Annotated in this window: 2 protein-coding genes; both read left to right on the top strand. The window is 72.2% G+C overall.

The window, feature by feature from the left end; genetic code table 11:
* Window positions 1–481: 481 nt before the first annotated feature.
* Window positions 482–4,519, top strand: a complete 4,038-nt coding sequence (locus tag AB0C75_RS23395; RefSeq protein ID WP_362893628.1) for an amino acid adenylation domain-containing protein — start codon at window positions 482–484, stop codon at window positions 4,517–4,519.
* Window positions 4,519–13,866 (top strand): amino acid adenylation domain-containing protein, encoded by a 9,348-nt coding sequence (locus AB0C75_RS23390; protein ID WP_362893627.1) that lies wholly within the window; start codon window positions 4,519–4,521, stop codon window positions 13,864–13,866. Before AB0C75_RS23395 ends, AB0C75_RS23390 begins: the two co-directional genes overlap by 1 nt.
* Window positions 13,867–13,964 lie beyond the last annotated feature (98 nt).

The following is a 13,964-nucleotide window of genomic DNA, read 5'->3' as shown; positions in this document are numbered from 1 at the left end:
ATCAAAGGCCAACTTCACGGGGGGTCTTCCGCCCGACCGCTCCCCGTGACGGGAAGGCGGGGATATTTACCGTAACTGCCGCTAGGCCCCTTTTCTGGACTGGACCCGATCTAAAACATTCTCGCCAGGAATTGTTGTGTGGTCTGCGTCACTGTTGACCTTTAAATCGGTCTGGGATTTAATTCCGAACGACCCGACCGTAATTCACATAACTCGCCGACTGCTTTAATCTCTTTCGTCTCTGTAAAAAAAATACCCTGACATCAGGTCGCAGGTGGTGCGCTGACGAAGTCGCAGCGAGGGGCCATTGCCGGGCGGGAGGCTTCCGGCTCCGCCCGGCATGGCGAAGCCCGACCACACCGCGTCCCGATACGCCTTCTGCCGTGCCGCACCCCGGCCCCTGACCTCGCGCACGCGTTGCGTCGGGCCCACCGGAACGCGTACCTGCTTTCCCGCCTTCCTTTCTCATGGAGGGAATTCCGTGTCTGCGTCTCGCATCACCACTCCCCGCGTCCCCTCGACCACCCCGTCCGCCTCGCCGGCGTCAGGGCCCGCCCCCGCCTCCCACCCCGCGCCCTTGTCGCTGGTGCAGGAGCAGTTGTGGGTCCTGGCGCGGATGGACGGGGACGCCAGCGCCGCCTACCACGGGCTCATGAACTTCGACGTCAGGGGGCCGCTGGACCGGACCCTGCTCGTGCGGGCGCTGGACCTGCTCGCCGCCCGGCACGAGGCACTGCGCACCCGGCTGGTGCCCGCCGAAGGCTCGGCACTCCAGGTCGTCGATCCCCCGGAGACAGGCTTCCCCGTGACCGTCGAGGATCTGAGGGGGCTGCCGGACGCGGCCGAGCGCCTCGCGAAGGCGCAGCGGGCGGTGGGCGGCACCCCCTTCCGTCTCGGGGAGGAGGCCATGGTGCGTGGCCGCCTGCTCGTGCTCGAAGAGGACCACCACGTCCTGCTCCTGACGGCACACCACCTCATTTTCGACGGCTGGTCCCAGTCACTGCTGCTGCGTGAGCTGAGCACGGTGTATGCCGCGCTGCGCAGCGGGCAGGACGTGCCGCTGCCGGAACTGACGTGGCAGTACAGCGACTACTCCCGCCGGCAGTGGGAATGGATGGCCGGCGAGGAAGCCGCCGCACACGCCGACTACTGGGTCGAGGCACTGGCCGGTGTCCCGGCCGTGCTCCCCCTTCCCACCGACCGGCCCCGTCCGCCCGAGCAGGATTTCCACGGTGGCCGGGTGGCCCTGGACGTCGACGAGGATCTCGCAGGCGCACTGCGCGAGCTGGCGAAGCGCAACGGGGTCTCCCTGTACGCGACGGTGCTGACCGGCTGGTCGGTGTTGTTGTCCCTGCTCTCCGGACAGGACGACATCGTTGTCGGCGCCCCGACGGCAAACCGCCGGCGTGGGGACGTCGGCGGGCTCATCGGCTTCTTCGCCAACACCCTCGCCGTTCGTGCGGACCTGTCCGGCTCACCGACCGTCGAGGACGCGCTGAAGCGGGTGAACCGGCGGCTGCGCGAGGGCCTCGCGCATGTCGACCTGCCGTTCGAACGGGTGGTGGAGCTGGTCAACCCGCCGCGAAGCGCTGCCTACACGGCCCTGTTCCAGACCATGGTCGCGTGGGTCCCCTCCATGCACCAGGAACTCGACCTCCCCGGCGCGGAGGTCGAGGTACGCGAGGACGATTCGCACGTTCCCGCAAAGCTGGACCTGGTCCTGGTCCTCGCCGACGAGGGCCGGCGCCTGGTCGGCGGGATCGAATACGCCGCCGCCCTGTTCGACAAGGCGACCGCGGAGCGGTACGCACAGCAGTTGCTGCGGGTGTTCCGGCTGATGACCGAGCGGCCCGAGGCGGAGATCGGCGACCTGACCCTGCTGGACGAGGACGAGCAGCGCGAGCTGCTGGCGGCCTTCAGCTGCGTAGGTGCCCCGGTGACACCGGCGTCGGCCGGCCTGCTGGAGCGTTTCGCGGCACAGGTACGGACACGACCGGAGCAGTCCGCGGTGGTCGCCGGGCACACGGAGGTGGACTACGCCACGCTGGAGCGCCGGGCCAACCGGCTGGCGAACGCGCTGATCTCCCGTGGTGTGCGCCCCGACCAGGTGGTGGGCCTGCACGCAGGACGCACGGTCGAACTCGTCGTCGCGGTCCTCGGCGTCCTCAAGGCCGGGGCCGCCTATCTGCCGCTCGATCCCGGGCAACCCGCCGAGCGGCTCGCGGCCATGGTGGCCGACGCCGAGCCCGCGGTGGTTCTGACCGACCTCGGGGACCCGGTGGCAGACGGCCGGCAACTCTGGGAGGACCTCGCCGCGGTCGAGGCCGAGGGCACGCGGGAGGACGCACCGGACATCGACGCGGACCCGGCCCGACTGGCGTATGTCATCTACACCTCCGGATCGACCGGTCGCCCCAAGGGGGTGGCGGTGACACACGGCAGCGTCGTCAATCTCCTCGACCACTGGCGCGAGCTCATGGACGACGCGCCGGGCGAGGCCGCGTCGGCCTGGTCGAGCATCGGATTCGACGCGTCGGTGCACGAACTCCTCGTGCCGTTGACCACGGGAGCGGTGCTCCACCTCGTCCCGGACGAGCTGCGGGGTGACCCCGAGGCCCTGATGGGGTGGCTGCGGGAGCGTCGGGTGACTCAGGCGTTCCTGCCCCCGTCCTACATCCTGTGGATCGACGAGGACCCGTCCCGACGGCTGGCCGGGCTGAGCCTGCGACAACTCCTGACCGGTGTGGAATCCCTGCCGGAGACAGCGCTGCACCGCATGCGCGAGGAACTGCCGGATCTGCGCATCTGCTACGGCTACGGACCGACCGAGGCCACGCTCTACACCACCGCGTACACCGATCCGGGGGGGCGCGCGCGGTCATGCCCCATCGGGCGGCCGTTGCGCGGCACCCGCCTGTACCTGCTGGACGACCGCATGCGTCCGGTGCCCGTGGGGGTCCCCGGCGAGGTGTACGTCGCAGGGGCGAGCCTGGCGCGCGGATACCTGCACCGGCCCGACCTCACCGACGAGTGTTTCTTGCCGGACCCGTTCGTGCCGGGGGAACGCGCCTACCGCACGGGCGATCTGGCGCGCTGGCTGCCGGACGGGAACGCCGAGTACGCCGGCCGCCGGGACGACCAGCTCAAACTGCGCGGCTTCCGAATAGAGCCCGGCGAGGTGGAGACGGCCCTGCTGGCCGTGCCCGGCGTGCGGGAGGCGGTCGTCCTGGCCGACCGCCGCATGCCGGGCGGCCCGCACCTGGTGGCCGGCGTGGGGCGCGACGCCGGGCCCACGTGGACGCCGCACGAATGGCGCCTGGCGCTGGAGAACCGGCTGCCGGACTACATGATTCCCACGGTGGTCGCCGAATTCCCGCGGCTGCCGTTGAACCGCAACGGCAAGGTGGACCGGGAAGCGGTGCTGAGCGCGGCCGCCGGCACTCTTTCCGGGCGGGTCAACACGGCCGCGCCCCGCGACCACGTCGAGATGACCCTGTACCGGATCTGGCGGCGGGTGCTGCTGCACGCGGACGTCGGGGTCGGGGACAACTTCTTCGAGCTGGGCGGCACCTCGATCTCGGCGATCAAGATGGCACACGCCGTCCAGGAGGAGCTCGGTGTGGCGTTGCCGGTCCGAGACGTCATCATGCGTCCCACGATCGAGGCGCTCGCGGAGCGCGTCCGCGGCGCCCGGTCGCAGTCGTCCGGGCCTGCGGGCAACAGCAGCCTGGTCACGTTCCGGGCCGGGGACGGCCGGCACCGTGTCGTGTGCGTTCATCCCGCCGGCGGCACCGCCTTCTGCTACCTGCCGCTGTCCACGGCGCTCGCGGGGAGCATCGGCGTGGTGGGCCTCCAGGCACCAGGGATCGATCCCGGCGAGTCGACCCTCCCGGACGTCGAGGCCATGGCCGTGGAGTACCTGCGGCTCGTCGATCCCCGCCCGGAAGAGGCACTGGTGCTGTGCGGGCTGTCCTACGGGGGACTGATCGCCTACGAGATGGGCCGCCGCCTGGTGGCCGCCGGGCACGAGAGGGTGAGTGTGGTCCTGCTCGACACGCGCGGCGTGGAGGACGCGCAGGAGCGCGCCGCGATCACGCCTACGGGCATGGAGGAGTTCCGGGAGAAGCTGGTGCGCTTCAACGGCATGTACCCGGGTATCGACAACGACCAGGTCGCCCGGTACCTCGCGGTGTACAACCATCACCAGGCGACCGGCCGCGACTATGTGGTGCCCGACTCGCAAGCCCGCGTGGTGCTCATGCAGGCGACGGCCGTGGAGGACGACGACAACGGTGACGCGGCCGCCCGGCTGCGTGCGTTCTGGCGTCGCCGGGCCGGCGGCGGCTTCGCCGTCGAACCGGTGGCCTGCGGCCACTGGGACATGCTGGAGAGTGACGAGCTGCCGCGTGTCGCCGCGGTTCTCACGGCCGAACTGGACCGGCTCGACAGCGACAAGGCCGACGGCACCGGCCGGGCCGAGGCGCGGAGTTCTTCCCTCCCGCTCACCAGGGAAGCCTGATGGCACGCTCCGAGGAGACTCCCCGGGTCTCCGTCGCCGAGGACCCGGGCTCACCTGGCGACCTCGCCCTGGAGGTACACCGTCAGGCCTTGCGCACGCCGCGGGCCGTCGCGCTCACCGACGGCGACGTGCGGCTGGACTACGCCGCGCTCGACTCCTCGGCAGCCGAGGTGGCTCAGGCGCTGCGCCGTGCCGGAGTCGCCCCGGGCCAGGCGGTGGCGGTGGCGCTGCCGCGTTCGTGGCGGCTGGTCTGCGTGATGCTCGGCATCCTTCGGCTGGGTGCCCAGGTGGTGCCCCTGGACACCCAGAGTCCCGCGGAGCGCCGCCGCTACATCCTTCAGGACTCCGCAGCGGTCGCGCTGGTGCACGACACCGACGAGGCGGGCACGCAACTGCCCCAGGGGGTGAGGGCGCTGGCCGTGGGCAGGCTGCTTCCCCGAATCTCCGAAGCCGACGCGGCCACACCCGCACCGCGCGCCGCCGGCGAGGTGTCCTTCCTCTTCTACACCTCAGGAACGACCGGACGTCCCAAGGGCGTCGAGGTGCGTGACGCCGGAGTGCTGCGGCTGGCACGGCCCGGCTACATCCGCATCGAGTCCGGCGCGCGTCACTCCTGCCTGTCCAACCCGGCCTTCGACGCGCTGAGTTTCGAGGTCTGGGTGCCGCTGCTGACCGGCGGCTGCTGCGTGATCCTGAGCGACGTGGACGTGCAGACACCCGAACTGCTCGACGCGGCGCTGCGACGCGAGCGGATCGACACGCTCTTCATCACGGCCGCGCTGTTCGACGCGGTGACCGCCGCGGTACCGGAGTGTTTCGCCACGGTCGGCCAGGTCCTGACCGGCGGGGAGCAGCTCAACCCCGCCGTGATCCGCCGCTGGTACCGGAACAACGCCGCCGGCCGCACCCGGCTGTTCAACGTCTACGGCCCGACGGAGGCCACCACCTTCGCCCTGTGCCACCCGATTCCCCGGGACTTCGACGGCGACGTGGTGCCGATCGGCCGGCCCCTGCCGCACACGGGCGCGGTCCTGGTCGTGCCGGGCCGCGATCGCGTCGCCGCACCCGGTGAGGTCGCCGAACTGCTGCTGAGCGGAAGCGGTCTGGCCGCCGGATACCGCGGCCTTCCCGAGGAGACCGGGCGGCGCTTCGTGCGCCTGCCCTGGCTCGACGGGGGCCGGGTGACGCACTACCGCACCGGCGACCTGGTCCGGAGCGACGGCGAGGGCCTGCTGGAGTACGTCGGGCGGACGGACCGCCAGGTCAAGGTCCGCGGCTTCCGGATCGAGCCCGGCGAGGTGGAGCGGCAGGTCCTTACGCACCCGGCGGTCCGGCAGTCGTACGTATGCACGCGCCGGGCCGGCCAGGAGGGGCCGAACGAACTGCTGGCGTTCGTCGTCCTGCGGCAGGACCTGGCCTACGAGGAGTTCGCCGGCCACCTGGAGTCCCGCCTGCCCGCCTACATGCGCCCGCACCACGTCCATCTCGTCGAGGAACTGCCGCTCAACGCCAACGGCAAGGTCGACCAGGCCGCGCTCCTGGAGCGGACCGGCCGGCCCTGGCGCCCGGCCGCTGCCCCCGGAGCGGCCCCGACCCGACGGCAGCGCGAGGTGCTGGAGCTGGCCGAGCAGGTCCTGCGGACCACAGGGGTGGGGCTCACCGACCGGTGGATCGCCTGCGGTGGTGATTCGCTGAAGGCCGTGCGGCTCCGCTTCGAGATCCGGCGACGGTGGGACTGCGAGGTGCCGCAGGCGACCATCCTCCACGGGGATCTGGCGGCGGTCGCCCGGACCGTCACCGCGGCCCGTCCCGGCGCGGGGAGCGTGTATCCCGTACCGGCGGTCTCCGGTGCCCGCCTCGGGCCCGCCACCAGCGAGCAGCAGCGGCTGTGGCTCGTGCAGCGCCGTGCTCCCGGTTCACGGGCCTACCACGTGAACCAGGCTCTCCGGATCGACGGGACGGTCGACACCGCTGCTCTGCGGCAGGCGATCCGACAGCTGGTGGAGGGCCACGCCGCGCTCCGGACCGGTTTCGAGACGGGGCCGGAGGGCCTTGTCCAGGTCGTAGGCGAGCCGTACGACCCCTGGCACGACCCCGGCGTGCAGCGGATGTGGGTCGAGGCGGGAGCGCGGGCCTTCGCCGACGACTTCTTCGATGAACCGTTCGACCTGGCGGAGCCGCGCATGCTCAGGGCCTGCTGGCTGCCCGACGAGGACGGTGGGACGCTTCTGCTCCACCTGCATCACATCGCCGTCGACGGCTGGTCGCTGAGCGTTCTGCTGCGGGACCTGTCCGCCGGCTACGCCGACGCCTCCGGGACCGGCCAGGAGCAGACCGCGCCCACTCCACTCGACTTCGCCGACTGGCAGGCCGGCTGGTTCGCCGCCCCGGCCTACCACGCGCAGCGCGACCGGCTCCTGGCGTACTACCGCGGCCTGGAGGAGCCCCAGGAGGCTCTCCCCTTCGAGGACGACGGTTCGACACCGCGGGCACGGCTGCTCCATACGTCCCTGGACGTCGTGCGCCGAGCCCAGGTGGACCGGCTCTGCGCCGAGTTCGGACTGACCCGCTTCCAACTGCTGCTGAGCGTCTTCGCCTGGAGCCTCTACGGCGTGACAGGTCTGGTCCGTCCGCGCATCGCAGCTCCGGTGGCCAACCGTGCGGTACGCGAGTTCGAGGACAGCGTCGGCATGATGGCGAACACGATGTTGCTGGCCGTGGCGGTCGAGCCCGACGAGGAACTGCGCTCGCAGCTCGCCCTCATGGGGGCCGGCGTGGAGGAGATACTGCAAGGGCAGGACGTGGCACTGACGGACGTGCTGACCGGCTGGGAGGCGGCAGGCGACGGCGCCCCGTTCGATGTCCTGTTCGTGCTGGAGAACACCGACTACGGCGCGCTCCGGCTCCCTCATTGCGTCCACCGCCCCCTGTGGTGGGGAACGCCGGAGGCCAAGTGCCCGCTGACGGTCTCGGTGATCGAGAACGCCGACGGCCTGGACCTGCTGTGGGAGTACGCGGCTGACGCCTTCCCCGACGAGACCGCCGAAGCCATGGCCGAGTTGATGCGACGCGGCGTGGACGCGCTCGCCTCCGGCGGACGGTCGACCCTGCGCCAGTTGGTCGCACCGTACCGGAGGTCGCTGCCGGAGCACGGGCGGGGGAGCGACCCGGAACCAGGCTTCACGACGGTCGCCGAGGGCTTCGCGCGGCAGGCCGCCCGCACACCGGACACGCCCGCTCTGGTGACGGCCGACGGAAGCACTGTGAGCTACGCGATGCTGGACGCCCACGCCGCGGCGCTCGCCGCGGATCTGGCCGCCCGCTGCGCCATCCCGGCCGATGGCGGTGCCTGCCACGTGGCCCTGTACCTTGAGCCGTCCGTCGAGCATGTGACGGCCCTGCTGGCGCTGGCGCGGCTGAACGTCACCGCCGTCCCGCTCGACCCCTCCTACCCGCCTGACATGCTGCGAGGCGTTCTGGAGCGGGTCGGTCCGCTGTGCGTGCTGGTCATGCCCGGCGGTTCGACGGCACTGGACCCGCTGCTCCCCGACGGCGTCGTGCCCCACGCGGTCGTCCTGGCGGACGCCGCGCCGGAGTCCGCACCGGCCGCGGCCGTGCTCCGCGACGGACGCCTGCACGGCGGCAGCCGGCCGCTGTACACACTGTTCACCTCCGGCTCCACCGGCGTCCCCAAGGGCGTCCGGATCTTCGACCGCACGCTGTGCAACCTGCTGCGATGGCAGACCGGCCCGGGTGCCCTGGCCGCCCCGGCGGCCACCCAGCAGTTCTCCATGCTGTCGTTCGACGTGTCGTTCCAGGAGATCTTCGGGACGCTCTGCGGCGGCGGCACCCTTCACCTCGTACGCCCCGAGTGGCGCCAGGACGCACCCGCGTTACTTGAACGGCTGGAGTCGGCGGGCGCCGAGCGGATCTTCATGCCGTACGTGGCACTGCAACTGCTGGCCGAATACGGGATCCGCCTGGGCAGGTTCCCCTCGAAGCTGCGTGAGGTTGTCACGGCGGGCGAGCAGTTGGTGTGCACCGACACGATCCGCCGCTGGTTCGCCGGACTGCCCGGCGCGCGGCTGTTCAACCACTACGGGCCGACCGAGACGCACGTGGTGAGCGCCCTGTGCCTGGACGGCGATCCGCGCCGATGGCCCGAACGTCCCGCTGTCGGCCTCCCGGTGGCCGGTGCCCTGCTGCGGGTGGCGGACGCCGCCGGCGAGCCCGTACCGCCGGGGTGCACGGGCGAGTTGCTGATCGGTGGCGTGATGACCACACGCTGCTACCTCGACGGCCCCGGTCCCGATGACGAACGCTTCGTCGAGGTGCCCGGCGAGGGCCTGTTCTACCGCAGCGGGGACCGGGCCCGGTTCGACCGCCGGGGCATGCTGCACTACGCGGGCCGGGACGACCAGCAGATCAAACTGAGCGGGCACCGGCTGGAGCTCGGCGCGGTCGAGACGGCGCTGCTGCGCCATCCGGCGGTGGTGAACGCCGTGGTGGCGCACGACGACGATCGGCTGACGGCCTGCCTGGAGTTCCGCGACGAGGCCCCGACCGCCGACGACCTGACGGCTCATCTCTCCGCGCTGCTGCCCGCCTACATCCGCGTGGACCGTTTCCGGCGGCTGAACGCGCTGCCGCGCACCCCCAGCGGCAAACTGGACCGCAAGGCGGCGCTGCGGGCACCGGGCGAGGAGATACGCCGTTCCACGATCGCCCGCACCGGGCTGTCGCGTGAGGAGGAGCAGCTCGCCACGGCGTTCGAGGCGGTCACCGGAGCGACGATCGGACCGGACAGGACCTTCTTCGAGGCGGGCGCCTCCAGCCTCTCCCTGATGCGGTTCCACCTTCGCTGCACCACCGAACTCGGCCTGCGCTTCAGCGTCACCGACCTGTTCGAACACGTCACCATCCGCGCACTGGCCCGCCACCTCGCCCCGGAAAGTTCACACGGTGCCGGGACCCGCCCGGCGCCGGCCGCCGTGTCGGGCAGTGCCCCGGACCCCGGCGAGCCTGTCGCCGTCATCGGCATGTCGGTGCGGCTGCCCGGAGCCCTTGATCTGGCTGCTTTCTGGGACATGACGGTATCCGGCGGCACCGGCATCCGCCGCTTCGACGCCCCGGAGGGACTGGTCGGGGCGCACAGCGCGCTCGACGGCCCGCTCGACTTCGACCCGGGCCACTTCGGCATCAGCCCCCAGGAAGCCCGCCTGATGGACCCGCAGCAGCGTCACCTGCTGATGGCCTGCGTGCAGGCCCTGGCACACGCCGGCTTGGCGGAACCGTCGGCCGGCCAAGTGGGCCTGGTGGCGAGCGCGGGGGAGAACACCTACTTCCAGGCGATCCTGCGCGAGGCCGACCCCCGTTCGCTGCCCGACGGCTTCCAGCTCGCGCTGCACCATGAGAAGGACTTCCTGGCCACCAAGGTCGCCTACCACCTGGGCCTGACCGGTCCGGTCTTCAGCGCGCAGGCGGCGTGCTCCAGCTCCCTGCTCGCCGTCCATCTCGCGGCGGGCATGTTGCGGCAGGGCGACGCCGAGGTGATGCTCGCCGGAGGGGTGCTCATCGACCCCGGATCTGCCGTCGGTTACCGGTACCGCCCGCAGCACATCTTCTCCGCGGACGGCGCCTGCCGATCCTTCAGTGACGACGCGACCGGGACGATCGGCGCGAGCGGCGTAGGGGTCGTGGTCCTCAAACCGCTGCGGCAGGCACGGCTCGACGGCGACACCGTCTACGGGGTGATCACCGGCTCCGCCGTCAACAATGACGGTTCGGCCAAGATGAGCTACAGCGCGCCGTCCCTGGCCGGCCAGCGAGACGTGATCCGCACCGCCCTCGCCCGCGCCGGGCGCACCGGCGCTGACGTCGGCTACGTCGAAGCGCACGGCACCGGCACCCGGCTGGGAGACCCGGTCGAAGTGGGGGCGCTCCGCCAGGCGTTCGACGTGGCCGAGTCCGGCCGCTGCGCGCTGACCTCCGTCAAGAGCCAGCTCGGCCACATGGGTGCGGCCGCCGGCGTGGTCGGGCTCGTACGTGCCGTCCTGGCCGTGCACCACGGGACCGTGCCGCCCAGTAACGGCTTTCGTGCCTTCAATCCGGAGATCGGTCCGGATCCCACACCCTTCTACGTCCCGACCCGGGCCACTCCCTGGCCGAACGGAAGGGAGCCGGTGGCCGCGGTCAGCAGTTTCGGCATCGGTGGCACCAACGCCCACGTGATAGTGGAACGGAACGCCCCCGCCGGGACCGCGGGGACCGTCGGCGTACCGCGGTGCCTGGTGCTGTCCGCCACCAGCACGGAAGCACTGCGTGCCGACGCCGCCCGGATCGCCGACCACCTTCGGTCCCGGCCCGAACTCTACGAACCCGTACTGCGCCACCTGCAGGCCGGCCGACCTGCCCGCGGCCTGCGGGTCGCGGCGTCGTGTCCGGACGTCGCCTCCGCGGTGCGCTGGCTGCGCGCGGTGGCCTCGGGGGAGGTGTCGCACGGCACCGCCGGCCCGGACACCCGCCCGATTCCCGCCGCGGGCCGCACGGCACCGCAACTCGCCGGGGACTGGACGGCGGGGCGGCGCATCGACTGGCCACCGGGCCCCGCACCGGCCCCCTGGGACTTCCCACCCCCGTCCTTCGCCCTGGCGCGGTACGACTTCGAACGGGCGGCCGGGGCCGCCACGACGGAACCCCTGCGGCTCCCGGAGACCGACTGGTTGCACCAGCCGCACTGGGTCCGGTTGCGCCGCGCGTCCACCGTCGCCGACGCCGGGCGGGAGCGCCGTGCCGGCGTCGTGGTGGTCGTGACCGCGGACCTCCTGCCGCCGACGGTGTACGGCCCCTTCGAGGCCGTGGCCTCACGCGTGGTGCGGGTACGCGCGGCCGGTGACTTCGCCCGCAGGGGAAGCGACGCCTTCGAGGTCGATCCGGCTGATCCGGCGTCACTGCGCCTGCTGCTCGACGCGCTGGCCGAGGACTGCCCCGGCCTTGACCTGGACGGCGTGGAGTGGGTGCAGGCGCTGCCGCTGTCCGTCGCGGGTCCGGTGGGCCCCGACACGCTGGCACGCGCCCGTCACGCCTGCCTGGACACCACCGCGGCCCTGGTCCAGGCGCTGTCCGACCGGCACGGCTCCCCGAGGGTCTGGTGGCTGTCCTACGGCGCCCGGCCCGTGGCGGGCGCGGTGCGGCGGCCGGAGCTGGGGCTCCTGGCCGGGCCGGTCGAGGTCGCCCCGCAGGAGGGCGTCCTCCGCGGCCACTGGCTGGACCTCCCCGACGGCGAACTCACCCGCTGGGCAGCACATGTGGCCTCGGTCGTGGCCGAAGCGCGCCGACACCGCCACGCCGATCCCGGCGGCCCGGCCCCGCACCGGCAGCTCGCGCTCCGGCAGGGCCACTGGTGGCGACCGGACACCACGCCGGTGACGGCGCAGGCGGACGAACCCCCGGAGCTGCCGGGGGACGACGCGGTCCACCTGGTGCTGGGCGGCACGGGCGGCATCGGTCGCGCCATCGCCGCCTGGCTGCTGGAGAACACCGGCGGCCGTGTCCTGCTGCTGTCACGGAAGCCCGCACTGCCCGTGGAACTGACCCGCTGGGCCCACCGCGTCGACCTCGTCGCGGCGGACCTGGCGACGGCGTCCGCGCACGAGGTGGCGTCAGCGGTCGACAGGCACACCGCGCGGCTGGATGGTGTGTTCCACGCGGCCGGCTCGGGATTCGGCGGCCACCTCGTACGGCGCGACGCCGCCGCGATGCGCGAGGGCGCCGCGGCTCGGGAGAACGGCGCACTCGTCGTCGAGCACCTGATCCAGCGGCACCGCCCCGCTCTCGCGGTGTACTGCTCCTCGATGTCCGCGCTGCTGGGCGGCGTCGGGCAGTGCGACTACGCGGCCGGCGCGGGCCTTCTCGACGGCTTCGCGCACTACCGCGGCGAGACCGAGGCCGAGACCGAGACCACGGCACGGATCGGCATCGACTGGGACGTGTGGCGCGAGACCGGTATGGCGACCCGCGTGCCCGCCGCGGACAGCAGGCACCGAGCGCACCTGGAGGTCGGTCTCACGGTGCAGGAAGGCACTTCGGTCTTCGCCCGGGCCGTTTCCCTCCAACTGCCGCAGGTGTTCGTCTCCACCACTGGCATCGAGGCGTCCCGCGCCTTCTACGCCCCCGCCGACCGGGACCGGACGAAGGCGGACTCCTCCGTGCGGCACCCCGGGGTGCCGCACGGCGAGGACGGCACGGCAGGCATCGAGGACACCGACGGCACCGAGGAACGGGCCGGGCTCATCGGCCAGTGGCTCCGTGAGTGGCTCGGTGTCGAACACCTGGACCCGCACGACTCGCTGTACGACATCGGCGTCGACTCCCTGATGCTGCTGAGCCTGATCACGAAGATCGACGACGCCTTCGGGGTCGAACTCGACCTGGCCTCCTTCAGCCACCGGGTCAGCCTCACCGAGGTCCTCAAGCACCTCCGAGGAGCCCTCACCCTGGCAGAACCCGCCCCCGGGACCCCACACCACGCCGCGGTCCGCACAGAGCCAGAGGCGGCACTCGACGTCTGGCAGGAGGGAACCGGCCCCGCTGTCCTGTGCCTGGTGCATCCCGTCGGTGGGGACATCCAGGCGTACCGGTCGCTGGTGGCGTCGCTCGGTCCTGCGCCGACCGTGTGCCTCATCGCCGATCCCGCCCTGCGTGCCGCCTCTGTTCCGCAGTGGTCACTGGCCGAACGCGCACGGCACTACGACGGCGTGCTGCGGGCCCGGTTCGGCGGACCGGACAGCCACCTGCGACTGGGAGGGTGGTCCTTCGGCGCCAGGGTGGCCATGGAGATGGCCGGCCTCGCCGAGGACGGCGGGCAGCCGGTCGACGCGCTCTACCTCCTTGATCCGCCACCGCCCGAAGCCGGCGCGCTGGTCTCCGCCTACGACGAGACCCACCTCGAAACGGTGTTCGCCGCCGAGCTCGGCTACGGGACCTCAGCGGCGGCCCGCGAGCACGGGCGGGCCTATGCCGAACGGCTGGCCGAGTGCTGCCGGGCCAACCTGCGCAGCCTGGCCGAGCATCGGGTGCGGCCGCTCACCTCGACCCCCACCCTCGTCTGGCTGGCCGAGCAGCCCTCCGCGGGCCTGCCCGCTCCCGGCGATTCGCAGGAGACGGCCCGGCGGTGGAACTCCCTCCTGCCTCCCACCTCCCTGACCCGGTGGCTGCCCACCGACCACTACGGCATCGTCACGCCACCCCACGTGCTCACGGTGGCCGAGGCCATGAGAAGAGCGCTGTCGGACCCGACCGCCGGCGCCCGGACCCACCGCGAGCAGGAGTCGGAGCGCCTCCGGTGAATTCCTGCCGGTCGGTCCACAGCGGGACAGGAGCGTGTCCGGGACAGTCCCGCAGCCCTGCCGGACCGAGGTCCGTAAACCCACTCCCCTGGAGGAAC

Origin of the sequence: Streptomyces sp. NPDC048565 (genome assembly GCF_040650935.1) — a bacterium.
GTDB lineage: Bacteria > Actinomycetota > Actinomycetes > Streptomycetales > Streptomycetaceae > Streptomyces.
This window is presented reverse-complemented; position numbering and strand designations above follow the sequence as displayed.